General features: G+C 73.7%; 14 protein-coding genes. 8 read left to right on the forward strand and 6 right to left on the reverse strand.

What is annotated here, in order from left to right:
• Window positions 1-8 precede the first annotated feature (8 nt).
• The gene (locus ACLQ25_RS14035) at window positions 9-1,196 is read right to left on the reverse strand and encodes a low temperature requirement protein A (protein WP_425731307.1); all 1,188 of its coding nucleotides are present in this window, start codon (window positions 1,194-1,196) and stop codon (window positions 9-11) included.
• A 170-nt stretch (window positions 1,197-1,366) separates the two neighbouring features.
• Between ACLQ25_RS14035 and ACLQ25_RS14040 the strand changes: the two genes are divergently transcribed.
• The 5 genes from ACLQ25_RS14040 to ACLQ25_RS14060 all read left to right on the forward strand — a co-directional run bounded on the left by ACLQ25_RS14040 (window position 1,367) and on the right by ACLQ25_RS14060 (window position 8,630).
• Window positions 1,367-2,227 (forward strand): S1 family peptidase, encoded by an 861-nt coding sequence (locus tag ACLQ25_RS14040; protein ID WP_425731308.1) that lies wholly within the window; start codon window positions 1,367-1,369, stop codon window positions 2,225-2,227.
• Window positions 2,228-2,321: 94 nt separating this feature from the next.
• A complete protein-coding gene (locus ACLQ25_RS14045; protein ID WP_425731309.1) occupies window positions 2,322-3,338 on the forward strand; it encodes a sugar kinase in 1,017 nt (338 codons plus the stop codon).
• Between the two features lie 3 nt (window positions 3,339-3,341).
• A complete protein-coding gene (locus ACLQ25_RS14050; RefSeq protein WP_425731310.1) occupies window positions 3,342-4,085 on the forward strand; it encodes an IclR family transcriptional regulator in 744 nt (247 codons plus the stop codon).
• A complete protein-coding gene (locus ACLQ25_RS14055; protein WP_425731311.1) occupies window positions 4,082-4,687 on the forward strand; it encodes a bifunctional 4-hydroxy-2-oxoglutarate aldolase/2-dehydro-3-deoxy-phosphogluconate aldolase in 606 nt (201 codons plus the stop codon). The genes ACLQ25_RS14050 and ACLQ25_RS14055 overlap by 4 nt, the downstream gene beginning before the upstream one ends.
• A 226-nt stretch (window positions 4,688-4,913) precedes the next feature.
• The gene (locus tag ACLQ25_RS14060) at window positions 4,914-8,630 is read left to right on the forward strand and encodes a S8 family serine peptidase (RefSeq protein ID WP_425731312.1); all 3,717 of its coding nucleotides are present in this window, start codon (window positions 4,914-4,916) and stop codon (window positions 8,628-8,630) included.
• A 63-nt stretch (window positions 8,631-8,693) separates the two neighbouring features.
• On the opposite strand, the gene ACLQ25_RS14065 is transcribed toward ACLQ25_RS14060, so the two are convergent.
• Genes ACLQ25_RS14065 through ACLQ25_RS14085 form a run of 5 tightly spaced genes read right to left on the reverse strand, consistent with a single transcriptional unit; the run spans window position 8,694 to window position 14,240 of the window.
• Entirely contained in the window at window positions 8,694-9,263 is a 570-nt protein-coding gene (locus ACLQ25_RS14065) for a GNAT family N-acetyltransferase (protein WP_425731313.1), read from the reverse strand.
• Window positions 9,253-11,307 (reverse strand): penicillin acylase family protein, encoded by a 2,055-nt coding sequence (locus tag ACLQ25_RS14070; RefSeq protein ID WP_425731314.1) that lies wholly within the window; start codon window positions 11,305-11,307, stop codon window positions 9,253-9,255. Before ACLQ25_RS14070 ends, ACLQ25_RS14065 begins: the two co-directional genes overlap by 11 nt.
• A complete protein-coding gene (locus ACLQ25_RS14075; RefSeq protein ID WP_425731315.1) occupies window positions 11,304-12,107 on the reverse strand; it encodes an ABC transporter ATP-binding protein in 804 nt (267 codons plus the stop codon). The genes ACLQ25_RS14070 and ACLQ25_RS14075 overlap by 4 nt, the downstream gene beginning before the upstream one ends.
• Before the next feature lie 23 nt (window positions 12,108-12,130).
• Window positions 12,131-13,162, reverse strand: coding sequence for a FecCD family ABC transporter permease (locus ACLQ25_RS14080; protein ID WP_425731316.1), 1,032 nt, complete (start codon window positions 13,160-13,162; stop codon window positions 12,131-12,133).
• A 55-nt stretch (window positions 13,163-13,217) separates the two neighbouring features.
• The gene (locus ACLQ25_RS14085; protein WP_425731345.1) at window positions 13,218-14,240 is read right to left on the reverse strand and encodes a FecCD family ABC transporter permease; all 1,023 of its coding nucleotides are present in this window, start codon (window positions 14,238-14,240) and stop codon (window positions 13,218-13,220) included.
• Between the two features lie 157 nt (window positions 14,241-14,397).
• Here ACLQ25_RS14085 and ACLQ25_RS14090 point away from each other — a divergent pair, with 157 nt between their 5' ends.
• The 3 genes from ACLQ25_RS14090 to ACLQ25_RS14100 all read left to right on the forward strand — a co-directional run bounded on the left by ACLQ25_RS14090 (window position 14,398) and on the right by ACLQ25_RS14100 (window position 17,962).
• Window positions 14,398-15,432: an ABC transporter substrate-binding protein gene (locus tag ACLQ25_RS14090; protein WP_425731317.1), complete on the forward strand. Its 1,035-nt coding sequence runs from the start codon at window positions 14,398-14,400 to the stop codon at window positions 15,430-15,432.
• A gap of 4 nt (window positions 15,433-15,436) precedes the next feature.
• Window positions 15,437-16,294 carry a siderophore-interacting protein gene (locus ACLQ25_RS14095; RefSeq protein WP_425731318.1) on the forward strand — a complete coding sequence of 286 codons (858 nt, stop codon included), beginning with the start codon at window positions 15,437-15,439 and terminating at the stop codon, window positions 16,292-16,294.
• Window positions 16,295-16,390: 96 nt separating this feature from the next.
• Window positions 16,391-17,962 carry a pyridoxal phosphate-dependent decarboxylase family protein gene (locus ACLQ25_RS14100; protein WP_425731319.1) on the forward strand — a complete coding sequence of 524 codons (1,572 nt, stop codon included), beginning with the start codon at window positions 16,391-16,393 and terminating at the stop codon, window positions 17,960-17,962.
• The last annotated feature ends 12 nt before the right edge of the window (window positions 17,963-17,974 follow it).

Below are 17,974 nucleotides of genomic sequence, written 5' to 3' on the forward strand. Positions count from 1 at the left end.
GTCGCGGGTCATTCGACTGGTGGTCGTGGCCGGAGCCCTCGTGTGGTTTCCTGGCCGCCGTGATGGGGGACCAGGATGTGCCCGACCAGCGCGAGGGCCACGATCGCGGTGACCAGCACCGGTGGCCAGCCGCCGGCCCAGGGCAGCAGCAGCAGGGGTAGCAGTTGCCACGCCACCCGCCGCCATGGCAGGTGGGCGGACAGCAGATAGGTGAACAGTGCCCGGCCGAGCACGAACACCAGCGGTCCGCCGATGATCAGCATCAGCCACCGCGCTGGGGTCGTTCCGGTCGGCCGGTCGACGACCAGGTCGAAGGAGGCCGCGGTGACGGCCACGCCGACCAGCAGCACCAGATGGGTGTACGGAGCGATCCGGGTGGACCTGCCGGGCGCCGACGCGGCCGAGGTCTCGAGCAGCTCGCCGGCCCGAAAGACGTAGATCTGCCAGAGTAGCAGCATGATGGCGAACGCGCAGAGCAGGGAGGTGACTCGGAGGCCGCTGAAATCGCTGCGACTCACCTCCAGGGTGGGCACCAGGATGATGTCGCCGAGGGCCAGGATGACGAACTGCTGGTACCGCTCGCCCAGGTGCGCAGTGGTCCGGTCGTACTGGTCGAGCGGCACCCGCCCGAGCACGGGTGTGGGGTAACGCGCCGCCGCGGAGATCAGGTCGATGGCGATCGCTATCGTCCAGATCCACCAGCGCGCGCTGCCGGCCAGCACGCCGACGATCCAGAGGACGCCGGACACCAGGAACCAGAACAGGAACCGGGTGGCGCGCGCCATCGCCGAGTGGTGCTGCTGCCGGTACAGGGTGCTGACCAGGACGATGCCACGCACCACGTGGGTGCCGACGTAGGCGAGCGCGAAGGCGGTGGCCTGCCCTCTGGTGATCATCGGTAGTGCTGCCGCCATGCCCACCGATCCGACCATGGCGGCCATCAGGATGTACTGGATGGGGCGTTGCTGCGGATCGTAGAACTCGGTGGTCGTCGTGGTGACCGACCAGGTCCACCAGATCGCCGTCAGCATCAGCAACACCGCCGCGCTGTGGGCCCAGGATTCCTGGTCGGCGAGGAGCTTGGAGGTCTGCGCGAGCGCAGCCACGAAGACCACGTCGAAGAGCAGCTCCAGCAGCGTGGCCCGGGTCGACCCGTCCAGCCGGCGTACCAGCGCCCCGGTGCCTCCGGTGGTCATGCCCGGCCTCCCGCCGTGTCTCCCGAGGATTATCGGCGTCGTGGGCGTGGGCCGTCCCCGGATCGGCGATTCCCGCGGGTCGGGGAAGAGGGCGGCCGGAGGTTGCCACGGCGTCGGATGCGGGGCGACGCTGACCCGATCCATCAATCTCGATCTCTTCGGAGGTTCGGATGCGCCGCTCCCCGCTGGCCGCTCTCGTCCTGACCATCCTGCTGCTCGTCGCTCCCGGCGTGGCGCAGGCCGCCGTCCCCGACCCGGCCGCCCGGCCCGCCACCGACCCGGCCGCCCTGTTGACCGGCGTCCGCACCGCGGGAACCGCCTGGGGCTTCGACCCGGCAACCGGCCGGATGACAGTCACCGTCGACGACACCGTGGCTCTCGGCGAGCTGACCGCACTCCGGGCGGTGGCCGACCGGGCCGGTGTGGTGCTGCGTCACGAACCGGGAACGCTGCGTCCCCTGATCGCCGGTGGCCAGGGCATCTACGGCGGCGGCACGCGCTGCTCGCTCGGCGCGAACGCGCGCATCGGCAGCACCTACTACGTGATCACCGCCGGCCACTGCGCCACCGTCGCCGCCACCTGGTACGCCGACAGCGCGCAGACCACCGTCCTGGGGACCCGGACCGGCACCAGCTATCCGGGCAACGACTACGGGCTGATCCGCTACACCGGCCGGATCGCGCATCCGAGCGCCGTCTACACCTATCCCGGGCTGCTCACCATCAACGGCCCCGGCAACGCGTACGTGGGTCAGGCGGTGTGCCGCAGCGGCGTCACCACCGGGGTGCGCTGCGGCACGGTGACCGCGCTCAACCAGACCGTCAACTACGCCACCGGCGTGGTCTACGGCCTGATCCGCACCAACATCTGCGCCGAGGCGGGGGACAGCGGCGGGCCGTTGTACGTGGCGTCCACCGGCACCATCATCGGCATCCTGTCCGGGGGCAGCGGCAACTGCACGTCCGGTGGAACGACCTACTACCAGCCCATCGCGGAGGTGCTAGCGGCGTACGGACTGACCCTGCCCTGATCGCCATTGCGCTCAGCGCAACGGGTTGCTCACGTGGCACAACGCGCCTAGGCTCGGCGGGACCCCGGACCCCTCCCCGAGGACGTGCGCCGCGATGCCGAGCGAGCCCCGACCCGACCGCACGGCCACCTCGGCCGGCCCGCCGCCGGCCGAGGTGGTAACGGTGGGCGAGACCATGGTGATGCTGTGCCCGCCCGTGGGTGAGCCGTTGGAGCACGCCGAACGCGTCACGGTCTCGGTCGGCGGCGCGGAGTCCAACGTGGCCGGCTACCTGGCCCGGCTCGGCCACCGGGCGACCTGGGTGAGCCGGGTCGGCGACGACCCCTTCGGCCGGCTCGTCGTGCGACACGTCGCCGGCACCGGCGTCGACGTCGATCTGGTGGCGGTGGACCCGGCCGCGCCCACCGGTCTCTACGCCAAGGACCCCGGCCCCACGGCCACCGCCGTGCACTACTACCGGGCCGGCTCGGCCGCGTCCCGAATGGACGGCGACACCCTGGCCGACCCACGGCTGGCAGGCGCACGGGTGCTGCACCTGTCCGGAATCACCCCGGCGCTCTCGGCCTCCTGCCGGGCGCTGGTCGAGCGCGCGGTGACCGACCGGCCACTACCGGGCGCGCTGGTCAGCTTCGACGTCAACCACCGGGCCCGGCTCTGGCCCGCCGAACGGGCCGCGCCCGTGCTGCGCGACCTCGCCGACCGCAGCGACCTGGTCTTCGTCGGGCAGGACGAGGCGTACGCCCTCTGGGGCGCGAGCGATCCGGCCGCCGTACGCCGACTGCTGCCCGGCCCCCAGGTGGTGGTCGTCAAGGACGGCGCGGTCGGTGCCACCGTCCTGTTCCGAGACGCCGAACCGGTCGTCGTACCGGCCCCCCGAGTGTCGGTGGTGGAACCGGTGGGCGCGGGTGACGCGTTCGCCGCCGGCTACCTGGCCGGACTGCTGCGCGACCTCGACCCGGCGCGACGGCTGCGCCTCGGTCACCTCGTCGCCGCGCAGGCGCTGGGCAGCACCGGTGACAACGCGCCGCTGCCGCCGTGGTCGTGGTTCGAACGGCTGCTCGACGGTCCCTGGTCGCCACCCGACCTGACCGCCGCGCGAGCAGAGGGCTGAGCGGTGTCCGAGGGCGTCGACCGGGCGATGCGCGTGCTCGAACTCCTGGCCCGCGAGCCGGCGCAGCTCGGCGGCGTGGCCACCCACCTGGGCGTGCACAAGTCCACCGCGCTGCGCCTGCTGCAGACGCTCGAGGCGGGTGGCTTCGCGCGCCGCGCCGACGGCGGCTGGACGGTGGGTCTACGGCTGATCGACCTCGCCCAGCAGGCCCTGGACTCCCTGGACGTCCGCGCGGTGGCCCGCCCCCACCTGGCGGCGCTGGGCCGCGACTGCGGGCACACCATCCACCTCGCGCAACTGGTCGACGACGACCTCGTCTACGTCGACAAGATCGAGGCCCGGGGCCAGGTACGCATGTACTCCCGGATCGGCCGCACCGCGCCGCTGCACGCCAGCGGGGTGGGCAAGGTGGTGCTCGCGTACGGTCCGGCGTCCCGGGTGTCCCAGCTGGTCGACGGGGGCACGCTGCCGGCGTACACCCCGGCCACCATCTGCGACCCGGCCGCGCTGCGCGCGGAGCTGGCGGCCATCGCCGCGCGGGGCTGGGCCGCCGACGACGGCGAGTTCGAGCCGCTGATCACCTGTGTGGCCGCGCCGGTCCGGCAGTCCGACGGCACGGTCACGGCTGCGGTGTCGGTGACCGCGCCGACCGTGGTGGCCACCCTCGCCGACCTGCGCTCCGTACTACCCCGACTGCTGGCGACCACCCGGCAGATCTCCCGCGAGCTCGGATGGAGTGGACCATGACCACAGCGGACTTCGCGCACATCTTCGGCGGTGCCCGAGTGATGGCGATCCTGCGCGGCCTGCCGGTCGCCGAGACGGTCCGGCTCGCCGAGCGCGCCTGGGACCTCGGCATCGAGGTGGTGGAGGTGCCGGTGGCCACCGCCGACGCCGTGCCCGCCCTGCGTGCCGCCGTTGAGGCGGGCGCGGCACGGGGCCGGATCGTCGGGGCCGGCACGGTGCTCGACGACGAAACGGTCGCGGCGGCAGCCGACGCGGGCGCCGCGTTCACCGTCGCGCCCGGCCTGGACCTCGCGGTGGCCGACGCCGCCGCCGCACGCGGCCTGCCGCACCTACCCGGCGTTGCCACCCCCACCGAGGCGCAGGCGGCGCTGCGGCACGGCCTCACCTGGCTCAAGGCGTTCCCCGCCATCGCGCTCGGGCCGGCCTGGTTCAAGGCCATCGCCGGCCCCTTCCCGCAGCTCCGCTTCGTCGCGACAGGCGGCCTGGACGCCACAAACGCCGCCGCGTTCCTGGACGCCGGCGTCCGCGTGGTAGCCGTCGGCTCAGCCCTGACCGACCCCACCCAGCTAGACAAGCTAGCCAAACTAACAACCCAAGATTAACCCCCCGCCCTCCACGCGGCGATCTTGCAGTTTCTGTCCCGACGAAAGTCGTGGATCGGGACTCATCGGCGACAGTAAGTGCAAGATCGGCGCGGGGAAGGGGTTGGCTGCGCGGGGTGGCGGGTTTGTGCCATGGCATGAACGCGCCGGGGGTCGGCGGGGTGGGACAGTGGGGCGTTGCCTTGATGCTGTGCTGCGTACCGCTCCTCAACACAAAGAGGTCATCGTGGCTCTGTCTCCCAGGCGTCGCCGATCCGGGCTGATCGCCCTCGGTACCGCCCTCGCTCTGACCGCCGGGTTCACCCCACCCGGCACGGGGGCGTCCGCCGCCCCGCCCGGCAACTCCACCCGCCCGACCGGCCAACCGCCTGCGGCCCCGGGTCGGGCGTCCACCGTCACCCTGATCACCGGGGACCTCGTCACGGTCACCTCGGCTGCCGACGGCAGCACCGTCTCGGCCGTTCGCCGGCCCGACGGCAGCACGCCGACCTTCCACCGCACCGTGCTCGACGGCGACACCTACGTCTATCCGGACGCCGCGCTGCCGTACGTCACCGGCGGTCTGTTGGACAAGAGGCTGTTCAACGTCACCGACCTGATCGCCGACGGGTACGACGACGCGCACACGAGCAAGCTGCCCCTGATCGTCACCCTGACCGACGCCGCGGCCCGCGCCCGTACCCGCCCCACTGTGGACGGGTCCGAGCTGGTGCGGCCCCTGGACAGCGTGCGGGGCGCGGCACTGACCCGCCCGCGCGAGAGCGCCGAGGAGTTCTGGGGCGCGCTGACCGCCGGCACGGCCCGCCGGACCGGCGACACCCCGACGCTCGCGAGCGGTATCGCCAAGGTCTGGCTGGACGGCCGGGTCCGGGGAGACCTCGCCGAGTCGACCGCGCAGATCGGCGCGCCGAAGCTGTGGGCCGAGGGCAACACCGCCGCCGGTGTGGACGTCGCCGTCCTCGACACGGGGGCGGACGCCGAGCACCCGGACCTCGCCGGCCAGATCGCCGCGTCCAGCAGCTTCGTGCCGGACGAGCCCGACATCCTCGACTACCAGGGACACGGCACGCACACCGCCTCGACGATCGCCGGCACCGGCGCCGCGTCCGGGGGCGTCGAGCGGGGTGTCGCCCCCGGCGCGCGGCTGCACGTCGGCAAGGTCCTCAACAGCGAGGGTGGCGGGCAGGACTCGTGGATCATCGCCGGCATGGAGTGGGCGGCCCGGGAGCAGAAGGCCCGGATCATCAGCATGAGCCTGGGTGGTGAGTCCACCGACGGCAGTGACCCGATGAGCCAGGCCGTCGACCGGCTCAGCGCCGAGACCGGCGCGCTCTTCGTGATCGCCGCCGGCAACAGCGGCCCGGCGACCATCGGCAGCCCCGGCGCGGCGAACTCCGCGCTCACCGTGGGCGCCGTCGACTCGACCGACCACCTCGCCGACTTCTCCAGCCAGGGCCCGCGTGCCGGCGACGGTGGCCTCAAACCCGAGATCACCGCGCCCGGCGTGGACATCCTGGCCGCGCGCTCGCACCTGGTGCGCGGCGGCTCCGGGGACTACACGCTGATGAGCGGCACCTCGATGGCGACTCCGCACGTGGCCGGCACGGCCGCGCTGGTCGCCGCCGCGCACCCCGACTGGACCGGTCAGCGCATCAAGGAGGCGCTGGTCAGCACCGTCAAGGCCACGCCGGACTACACCCCGTACCAGGCCGGGGCCGGCCGGGTGGACGCGGTCGCCGCCGTGCACGCCACGGTCTTCGCCACCCCGAGCGCCTACTCCGGCTTCCAGGGCTGGCCGCAGCAGCCCGACGCGACGGTGGACCGGACGGTCACCTACACCAACGTCGGCAACGCGCCGGTCAGCCTGAAGCTGACCCTCGACGCGACGAGCGCCCCGGCCGGTCTGTTCACGCTCTCCGCCGACACGGTGACCGTGCCCGCGAACGGCACGGCCACCGTCACCCTCACCGCCGCGTACGACAAGCTTCCGGTCGAGAAGCAGGTCAGCGGCATGATCGTTGCCACCGACGCCGCCGGTACGGTCCGCGGTCGCACCCTGATCGGGGCGAGCAAGGAGGGCCAGCGGCAGAACCTGACGCTGGTCGCGAAGGACCGGGACGGCAAGCCGCTCGCCGGCAAGGTCCTGCTCACCACCGACGGCCTGTTCACCGCCGTCGACCTGCCCGAGAGCGGCACCGCGACGCTGCGGCTGCCGGTGGCGAGCTGGTCCGGGTGGATCACCGCCGACGTGCGAGGTGCGCACGGGCCGCGCTCCAAGGGCATGGCGATGCTCAGCTTCGTCGACGTCGACCTGAGCGCCGACCGCACCGTCACCCTCGACGCGCGCAAGGCCCGGCAGGTGCGGGCGGAGGTGCCGCAGGAGGCCACCGCCACCTCGCTGCGGATGGACATCCACCGCTCCACCGGCAACAGTCTCACCGAGAGTCAGGTGCTGCCCGACGACTCGTACGACAGCATGTGGGCGTTGCCGACGGGCCGTGCGGTCACCGACGGCGAGTTCGAGTTCGGCGCCCGGTGGCGGCTGGAACAGCCGGCGCTGACCGTGACGGCCGGCGGCCGGTCGTACGACGATCTGCGGGTGACGCGCTCGACCCCGGCGTTGCCGGAGGGTCGTCGCCAGCTCGACGCGGTCTACGTCGCCGACGCCACCGCGAAGGGGCTGGCGAAGCGGCCGGTCCGGGACCGGGCGGTGGTGGTCCGGCGCAGCGACACCGTAGACGTCGCCACCCAGGCGCAGGCTGCCGCGGCGGCCGGGGCAAAGCTGTTGCTGGTGGTCAACGACGGCGTCGGCCGGCTCCAGCCGTGGGACGAGGCGATGTGGGGCCCGGAGAGCCCGGCCCCCCCGCTGACCGTGGCGACCCTCACCGCCGACGAGGGTGACCAGCTCGTCGCCGAGTTGGGGCGCGGCCCGGTGCGGCTGAGCGTCGAGTCGCACCCGGAGACGACCTACCTGTACGACGTGGCGCACCACTGGACCGGCGCGGTGCCGGTCGACCCGACCTACCGGTTCACCAAGCGAGAGCTGGCCCGGGTGGACGTGGAGTTCCGCAACTACCGGCAGGGCCGGGCGCTGGAGTTCCGCACCGACATCTGGAAGGGCTTCGCGTCCGGCAACCAGGAGATCGCACCGGCTCAGGGCCGACGCACCGACTGGGTGAGCGTCGACCAGCGCTGGCTCTGCGACGCGTTCATCCCTGGGGAGACCGGGCAGCACCCGATGGCGGTGGCCACCTATGCGGCGAACAAGCCGAGCACGGTCACCTGGTTCGGGCCCATCCAACGCCCCCGCATGGGTGGGAGCTACGTTCCCGTGCGCTACCTGGACACCGTCTACCTGCCCGCGCCCGGGTGGGGCGACGGCGGCGGGCATGTCGGTGAGGCGTACGCCAACTTCGACATGGTCAACCGGACCACCCTCTACCAGGGGGACAAGGAGCTGAACTGGGGTAACGCCGAGTACCTCCAGGTGGGCGGCCTGTCCGCGCAGCGGCTGCCGTACCGCCTGGTGGTGGAGAACGACCGGGCGGCCTGGACCAACCCGTACTCTCGGCAGACCCGCACCGAGTGGGGCTTCAGCTCGGCGGCCACCGGCGCGGAGTCGGCCGAGGCGCTGCCGATGATCCAGCTCGACTACGAGGTGGCCATCGACCGCGACGGTACGGCGTCCCGGCGGGCGCCGCTCACCGTGGTGGCCTCGCAGCTGCCCGGTGTCTCGGTCACGGTGGGCGCGGTCACGGTCGAGGTGTCCTACGACGACGGTGGGACGTGGCAGAAGCCGCGGCTGACCCGGCACGGTGACGGCTGGCGTACCGCGCTGGACGCGCCGGCGAAGGCCCGTTTCGTGAGCCTGCGGACGACCGCGCGCGACGCGGCCGGCAACACCGTGAGCCAGAGCATCACCCGGGCGTTCGGCCTGCGGTAGTGCCGGACCGGCCGCCGGTCGGGGTGCACGCGCATCTCGACCGGCGGCCGTCGCCGTCGTGGCTCAGCCGCTGGCGAGGTCGGTGCTCTCCGGCCCGTCGAGGAAGTACAGCTGCGCGTTCTTCTCCGGCAGCTCGATCTCCGGGCCGGGCCGAAAGCCGCTGCGCAGCAGCCGTCGGTGCATCCGGTCGTTGCGCACGTCCGGCTCCATGACGACCCGCAGCCGGCCCGGGTCGGCGAGGACGAACGCCAGGATCGCGCCGAACAGCGCGCCCGTGAAGCCCCGCTCGACGGTCACCGCGGGACCGACCAGCAGGTGGACGCCGACGTCGCCGGGACGTACCTCGTAGCACTCGCCGACCGGATCGGCCCCGGGCTCGTAGGTCTGCGCCAGCGCCGCCGGCACGCCGTCGCGGTGCACCAGGTACGCGTGGTGGGTGTCCAGCGAATCCAGGTACGCGTAGATCTCGCGCACCCGCTCGCGGCTGGCCTCGCGCATCCCCCAGAACCGGGCCCGGTCGGTCGTGACCCAGCCGTGCAGCAGGTCGGCGTCGTCGTCGGGGCGTACCGGCCGGATGGTGACCACACCGAATCCGGGGACGTCGTGTCGGTAGTGCTGTCGGTCAGTGCTCATCCGGCTCCTCGGTGAGGTGGTCCCAGTCGGTCGTCACCGGCAGCAGCTCACCGGCCAGCCACGCGGACCGCTGGTCGTGGTGGTGCTCGTCGCCCGGCACCCCGCTGGCGCCCGACGGGACCACCCACCGGCTGTCGTGGCGTCGGGCCAGGTCCCAGACGTACCGCGCGGCCGGCCCCCGGAAGCATCCGTGGGTGACCCCGGGCACGCTCGACGTGGCCAGCACGCAGTCGTGGTCGCCGTCGAGGCGGGGGCCGGGCGCGGTGTCCGGGTCGGGCAGCGCCCGCCAGGCCGTCAGCCGGTGCAGGTCACCCCAGCGCACGGTGCCGTCCGTCGCGGCCGCGACCTCCTCGGCCGCCGCGCGCACCACCGCCGCGACGTCCACGCCGGGCAGCGGGGCCGCGCCGAGCAGGTGCTCCAGCGCGTAACCGACCCGCGCCCTCAGCGCCAACCAGGGCGCGAACACCTCGGGGTACGCGGGCGGCTCGGCCAGCGCGGCCAGGGCCGGGTGGTCGGCGATCCGGCGTACGACGGCGGCGCGCAGGAGAGCGAAGTCGGCCGCGTCGACGCTGTCGGCGTGCATCCGCCGGTCCCAGCGCAGCAGCCGGTCGCGCAGCGCGGCGGCGGCCGGACCGAGCCCGGTCAGAGCGTCGAGCACCCCCAGCAGCGCTCCGGCCGACCCGAGGTACGTGTCGGTGTGGATCGCGGCCATGTCCCCGACCGTGTGGTTCCGCCCGGCGTCCAGCAGGTCGGCGATGCGACGCGCGCGGTGCGGTGGCGCGAACTCGACGCCGAGCGGCGCGGACAGCCCGCGTTCGTTGGCCATCACCGCCCGGTCGGTCACCTCGGCCCGGGGCATCGGGGCGTACCAGCCCTGCCAGGCGTAGGCGGCCTCCCACGCCGGGACCGGCCGGCGGCCGTTGTCCGGGTGCCGCACGGGCACCACGCCCGCGACCCGGTGCAGCAGGCCACCGGCGGTGTCGGCCGCCTGCGCCACGTTGACGGGTTCCACCCAGTGCCGCAGGGCGCTGTCCACGTCGGACACGCTACGGGCCCGCAGCAGCTCCGGTATCGCCGCGAAGCCCAGCTCGCCGGTGACCCGGGGCGGATAGCGCAGGCTCAGCGCCGTGTCGTCGTCCGGTCCGCCGGCGATCACCGGGCCCCGGTCGGTCTCCACCACCTCCACCTCGACCGGGTCCGCGCCGGCCACCTCGATCGTCTCGACGTGGACGGACGCCTCCCGCCAGCCGTCCGGGCCGAGCGCCCGTACACCCGTGTCGTGCCGGCGCAGCCGCTCGACGTAGACGTCCTGGTAGTCGGCCATCGCATTGGTGATCGCCCAGGCCACCGGGCCGGCGTGACCGAAGTGTGCGATGCCCGGCACGCCGGGCACGGCCAGGCCGACCACGTCGTACTCCGGGCAGGCCAGCCGGATCTGCTGGTAGACACCCGGGTCCTCCAGGATCCGGTGCGGGTCGCCGGCCAGCAGCGCCGCGCCGCTGGCGGTGCGGGAACCGGCGAGCAACCACCCGTTGCTGCCCGCGATCGCCGGCCCGTCGGTGGCGAACGCCTCGACCGCCGCCGGGCCGAGACACCGCGCGACGTGCTCGCGCCAGAGCTTGCCGGGGAACCCCGCGAACAGGATGTGATGCCCCAGCCACACCGCGAGCGGCGTCCACGGCTCCCACCGGCCCGGTGCGAGCCCGACGGCGGCGAACTCCGGCGCGCGGGCCGCCCCGGAGGCGAGGCCGGCGTTCACCCCGGCCACGTACGCGCCCACCCACTCGGCGGTCGCCGCGTCCAGGTTGGCGTGAGCGCGGCGGGCGGTGTCGTCCAGCCGGACCTGCCGGGCGAAACGGTCCCAGCCGAGCGCGTCGACGCCGAGGAAGGCCGCGCTGGTGCCCTGCGACCGGTGCCGCTCGACCTCGATCTGCCACGCCCGGTCGTACGCGGTCACCCGACCCTGCGCCGCGGCCAGGGCGAGCGGGTCGTCGGCGCGGACGTGCGGCACGCCCCACGGGTCGCGGAAGCGCCGCGTGGTCATGCCGGCTCAGCCGTGCGTCGGCGGGCGGCCGGTACGACCAGCGGGGTGCCGGTCTCCGGGTCGTCGATCACCCGGCAGGGCAGCCCGAACACCTCGGCCACCAGGTCGGCGGTCACCACCTCACGCGGGTCGCCGGCGGCCACCACCCGACCGTCGCGCATGGCGATGAGGTGGGTGGCGTACCGGGCGGCGTGGTTGAGGTCGTGCAGCACCGCGACCAGCGTACGGCCCTGCTCCTCGTGCAGCCGGGCGCACAGGTCCAGGATGTCGATCTGGTGGGCGATGTCGAGGTACGTCGTCGGCTCGTCGAGCAGTAGCAGCGGCGTCTGCTGCGCCAGCGCCATCGCGATCCACACGCGCTGCCGCTGGCCTCCGGACAGCTCGTCCACCGGCCGGTCGGCGAGGTCGGCGACCCCGGTCGCGGCCATCGACTCGTCGACGATCCGCTCGTCCTCGCGCGACCACTGCCGCAGCAGTCCCTGGTGCGGATAGCGACCCCGGGCGACCAGTTCGGCGACGCCGATCCCGTCCGGCGCGATCGACGTCTGTGGCAGCAGGCCGAGGGTCCGAGCGACTTTGCGGGCGGGCTGGTCGTGGATGTCCCGACCGTCCAGCAGCACCGCGCCCGCGCTCGGGCGCAGCATCCGCGATAGCGCGCGCAGCAGCGTCGACTTGCCGCACGCGTTCGGCCCGATGATCACCGTGAACGACCCGTCGGGCACCGCCACCGTGAGGTTCTCGGAGATGGTGCGCCGGTCGTAGGCGAGGGTCAGCGCGCTGCCGCCAAGGCGGGAGGTCATGGGTGCTCCTTGTTCAGGGGTGGTCACAGCCGGCCCGCCCGGCGTTCGACGGCCAACAGCCAGACCAGGTAGCCGCCGCCGAGCACGCCGGTCACCACGCCGACCGGAAGCTGGTGCCCGGCGAACGCGCGCTGAGCCACCAGGTCGGCGCCGACCAGCAGGGCCGCGCCGATCGCCATCGAGGGCAGCAGGTTCGGCCCGGGCGCGCGGGTCAGCCGCCTCGCGACGTGCGGCGCGACCAGCGCCACGAACGACACCGGGCCGGCCGCCGCCGCCGCGAACGATACGAGCAGCACCGCCGCGGCGAGCAGGACCAGGCGCACCCGGCGTACCGGCACACCGAGGGCGCTGGCCGTGTCGTCGCCCAGTTCCATCATCCGCAGCGCCGGCGCGCAACCGACGAGCACCAGCGGCGTGAGCACGGCGGTGACGGCCAACAGCGGCCCGGCGTTGGCCCAACCCCGTCCGTCCAGGCTGCCGGTGAGCCACAGCACCGCGCGGGCGGCGTCCATCAGCGGAGCCCGGGTCAGCAGGTAGCCGTTGACGCCGGTGAGGATCGCCGCGACGCCGATGCCCACCAGGATGAGCCGGTAACCGTGCACGCCCCGCCGCCACGCGAGCGCGTAGATCAGCAGGCCGGTGGCGAGCCCACCGACGACCGCCGCGCCGGCCAGGGCCAGGCTCCCGCCGCCCGCGACGACCACCACGAGCGCGCCGGTCGACGCGCCCTGGGTGAAGCCCAGGATGTCCGGGCTGCCCAGCGGGTTGCGGACCAGCGACTGGAACAGCGTGCCGCCCAGCGCCAGCGCGGCGCCGACCAACAGGGCCGTGACCAACCGCGGCAGGCGCAGCTCGGTCACGATGAACTGCTCCGCCACGCTGCCGCCGCCGGTCAGGGCGCGCAGCACGTCGGTCGGGCCCATCGGGTAGTCGCCGCTGCCCATCGCGACCAGCGAGAGCCCGGCGGCGAGCAGCGTCGCGCCGAGACCGACGGTCAGGGCGCGGGGGCGGAACCGCACCGACAACCCACCGGGGGTACGGATGACCGCGCTCACGGGGCCCCCTGAATTCGCGACTGCGGGGCTCGCAAAACCGGCTCACTCCTCGCGCTCACGGGTGGGCCACCCGTGAGCGGCTGACCAGCCAGAGGAAGAGCGGGCCGCCCAGCACGGCGGTGACCATGCCGACCTGGAGTTCACCGGGGCGTCCGAGCAGCCGGCCCAGCACGTCGGCGCCGAGCAGCAGGACCGGCGCGAGCACCGCACAGTACGGCAGCAGCCAGCGCAGGTCGGGTCCGGTGAGCGCGCGTACCAGGTGGGGCACGAGCAGGCCGACGAAGACGATGGGACCGCAGGCGGCGGTCGCCGCGCCGCAGAGCAGGGTGACCGCGACGATCACGGCGGCCCGGATCACGGCCGGACGGGCGCCCAGCGCCCGGGCCGCGTCGTCGCCGAGCGCGAGGGCGTTCAGCGGACGGGCGGCACCGAGGGCGACCAGCAGGCCGACCAGGATGAACGGCGTCACCCGGGCCACCGTCGCGGCATCGGCGCTGGCCAGCGAGCCGACCGTCCAGAACCGCAGCCGGTCCAGCGAGGCGGTGTCCAGCAGCATGACCGCGCTCACGAACGAGTAGAGGGTGGCGTTGAGCGCCGCGCCGGCCAGCGCGAGCCGGGCCGGGGTGGCGCCGCGTCCACCGCCGACGGCGTAGACCAGCGCGGTGACCAGGGCCGCGCCGAGCAGCGCGAACCAGACGTACCCGCCGATGGCCGTGACGCCCAGGAAGGCGGCGGCGGTGGCCACGGCGGCGGACGCTCCGGCGTTGATGCCGAGCAGCCCCGGGTCGGCGAGGGGGTTGCGGGTGAGCGCCTGCATCACGGCGCCGGCCACGCCGAGCGCCGTGCCGGCGAGCAGCCCGAGCAGGGTGCGGGGCAGGCGCATCCGGTGCACCACGGCGTACTCGGTGGCGTCGCGGTGCAGCAGCCCGGACCAGACGTCGGCGAGCGGCAGCGACTTCGCGCCGACCGCGATGCTGAGCACCAGGATCACGCCGAGCAGTGCCACGGCGGCGAGCAGGCCGGCGGTGCGGGTCGCCCGGCGTCGCTTCGGTGCGGGGGCCGTCGGCACGTCCGGCACTGAAGGTGTCGGGCTGGTGACGGTGGGTGTGGCGTCCAGTGTGGGCTCCGGGGGTGTGGCGACACGGCGAACCGCTGTTGACAACGAGCGAGGTTAGGCTAACCTAACCCCGCTGCTCCGGTCGACCCCGGCCATCCTTTGATCGAAAGACGACACCATGCCCGATGCACTGTCCGCCCGTCGCCTCTCCCGTCGCGGCCTGCTGGCCGCTGGCGGCGCCGCCACACTGGCCGCGCTGCTCGCCGGCTGCGGCACTGATGATTCCGCCAAACCCGCTGGCGGCGACAAGTCCGGCGGTCCCTGGTCGTTCACCGACGACCGCACCAAGAAGGTCGAGGCGGCGGCCCGTCCGGCACGCGTGGTGGCCTTCACCGGCGTAGCGGCGGCCCTGGTCGATTTCGGTCTCGACAAGCAGCTCGTCGGCGTGTTCGGCGAGACCAAGCGCGCCGACGGCACGAAGGATCCGCAGGCCGGCGACCTGAACGTCGAGGCCGTGGAGATCCTCGGCAACGTCTGGGGCGTGTTCAGCCTGGAGAAGTACGCGGCCCTGCGCCCCGAGCTGCTGGTCACGCACATGTACGACCCCGATGCCCTCTGGTACGTGCCGGACGAGAGCAAGGACAAGATCCTGCCGCTCGCGCCCAGCGTGGCGATCACCACCGCGCGGGTGCCGATGACCAAGCCCATCGAGCGGTACGCCGCGCTGGCGCAGTCGCTCGGCGCCGACCTGTCCGCCAAGAAGGTCACCGACGCGAAGGCCCGCTTCGACGCCGCCGCCGACGCCGTCCGCCAGGCCGTCAAGGCCAACCCGGGCATCCGGGTGATGGCCTGCTCGGGCAGCCCCGACCTGTTCTACGTCTCCAACCCCAAGGTCAGCACCGACCTCATGTACTTCGCCGAGCTGGGCGTCGACATCGTGGTGCCGACCAAGCTCGAAGCCGGCGACTACTTCGAGGCGCTGAGCTGGGAGAACGCCGGCAAGTTCCCCGCCGACCTGATTCTGCTGGACAACCGCAGCACCGCGTTGCAGCCCAAGGACCTCGCGGCCAAGCCGACCTGGACGCAGCTTCCCGCCGTGCGGGCCAACCAGGTGACCCCGTGGGACGCGGTGCCCCGCTTCTCGTACGCCGGCGCCGCGCCGCTGCTGGAGAACCTCGCCACCGCCATCCGGAACGCGAAGAAGGTCGGCTGACGCCATGAGTACGAGCACCGTCGAACCCGTCGCCCTGCAGTACCGCTTCTTCGCCGCGCACGTCGTGCGGGCCCGGCGGGTCGGCGCCTCGCTGATCCGGGTCACCTTCGGTGGCGCGGAGCTGACCGACTTCACCGGCGGCAGCCGGGACCAGAGCGTCTCGCTGTTCCTGCCGCACCCGGGCCAGGACGCCCCGGTCGTCCCGGTCGAGCGCGGCGAAGACTGGTTCGGCGCCTGGCGGGCCCTCCCGCCGGACGTCCGCGCGATCATGCGCTCGTACACCATCCGGGAGCACCGCCCGGCGGTCGGCGAGGTGGACATCGACTTCGTCGGCCACGGCGGCACCGGTCCCGCCTCGCGGTGGGCCAGCCTGGCGGTGTCCGGTGACCGGGTGCTGCTGCTCGGTCCGGCGGTGTACGACAACCGCAGCGTCTGCTTCCGTCCACCGGACGACACCGACCTCGTGGTGCTGGCCGCCGACGAGACCGCGCTGCCGGCCACCGCCGGGATCCTGGCCTGGCTGCCCGCCGGCACCCGGGTCCGCGCCTGGATCGAGGTCCCGGACGCGGCGGACATCACCGAGCTGCCCACCGACGCCGACGCCGAGATCCGCTGGATCGTGCGCGGCAGCACCGCGCCCGGGAGTGACCTGCTGGTCAGCGCGCTGCGCGCCGCCCGGCTACCCGCCGTCACGCCGTACGCGTGGATCGCCGGCGAGTCCGGCGTGGTACGGGCGCTGCGCCGGCACCTGGTCGGCGAGCGGGGCTTCGACCGTCGACGGGTGACCTTCGCCGGCTACTGGCGGCGCGGCCTCTCCGAGGAGGACCTGCGCGCCGAGGCGCTGGCCGGCGCCACCGCCTGACCGGCGGTCCCACCTGAACGCAACACGGCCCCCGGCGCGCGGACGCGCCGGGGGAGGGTTCCGGCTGCCCATCGTCAGAACGTGGAAGGACATCCCGTGACCGTGCCGACGCACCCCGGCGAGACCGACCCGCCCGTGCCAAGCAGCGCGCTGGCCGCCCCACCACCGACCCGAGCGTCGGCCGCGGCGCGTGCCCACCTGCTGCACGACGGAACGGTCGAGCAGTACCGGCGCGCGATCGCCGACGGCGTCGACCGGGTCGCCCGGCGGGTCGCCACGGTGGACCGGCCCACCACCGGAATCACTCCGGCCGAGCTGGCGCCCCTCGTCGACGGCGTCGACCTGGACCAGCCCCTGGGCGACGCCGGCGCGGCGTTGGACGAGCTGGAGGGCGTCTACCTGCGGGACGCCGTCTGGTTCCACCATCCCCGCTACCTGGCCCACCTCAACTGTCCGGTGGTCATCCCGGCGCTGCTCGGCGAGGCGGTGCTCAGCGCGGTCAACTCCTCCCTGGACACCTGGGACCAGAGTGCCGGCGCGACGCTCATCGAGCGACGGTTGATCGACTGGACCGCCGCCCGGATCGGTCTCGGTCCGGACGCCGACGGCGTGTTCACCAGCGGAGGCAGCCAGTCCAACCTCCAGGCGCTGCTGCTGGCCCGGGAGGAGGCGTGCCTCGCCGCGACCACCCCGGCGGCACGCCTGGACCTGCTGCCCCGGCTGCGCGTGCTCACCTCCGTCGCCGGGCACTTCAGCGTCCAGAAGTCCGCCAAGCTCCTCGGCCTCGCCCCGGACGCGGTGATCGCGGTGCCCACCGACGCGCGGCGGCGCATCCAGCCCGCCGCCGTCCGCGAGGAGATCGCCCGGTGCCGGGCGGCCGGACTGGTCCCGATGGCCGTCGTCGGGACCGCCGGCACCACCGACTTCGGCTCGATCGACCCGCTCGCGGACCTGGCCGAGGTCTGCGCGGAGACCGGCGTCTGGCTGCACGTCGACGCCGCGTACGGCTGCGGTCTGCTCGTCTCGCCGAGGCGCCGGCACCTGCTCGACGGCATCGAACGCGCCGACTCGGTGACCGTCGACTACCACAAGTCGTTCTTCCAGCCGGTCAGCTCCAGCGCGCTGCTGGTCCGGGACCGGCGGGCGCTGGGGCACGCCACCTACCACGCCGACTACCTCAACCCGGCGCGCATGGTGGAGCAGCGGATTCCGAACCAGGTCGACAAGAGCCTGCAGACCACCCGCCGCTTCGACGCGCTGAAGCTGTGGCTGACCCTGCGGGTGATGGGCCCGGACGCGCTCGGCGAACTCTTCGACGAGGTGGTCGACGCCGCGGCCGACGGCTGGCAGCTCGTCAGCGAGGACCCCCGCTTCGAGGTGGTGACCCGCTCGCAGTTGAGCACCGTGGTCTTCCGTTACCTGCCCACCAATCCGGGCCGCGAGCTGGCCGACGCCGCCAACCTGTACGCCCGGGAGGCGCTGGCCGCCTCCGGCCTCGCCGTGGTCGCCGGCACCCGGGTGGACGGCCGGCACTTTCTCAAGTTCACGCTGCTGAACCCGGCCACGACCGTCGATGACGTCGGCCACGTGCTCGAACTGATCGCCGGCCACGCCGGGCGGTACGTGCGCGACACCGTCGCCACCGACCTGACCTGCCCCGTCGGCTGACCCCGCACCCCC

The sequence above is a fragment of the Micromonospora sp. DT44 genome, assembly GCF_049841635.1.
GTDB lineage: Bacteria > Actinomycetota > Actinomycetes > Mycobacteriales > Micromonosporaceae > Micromonospora.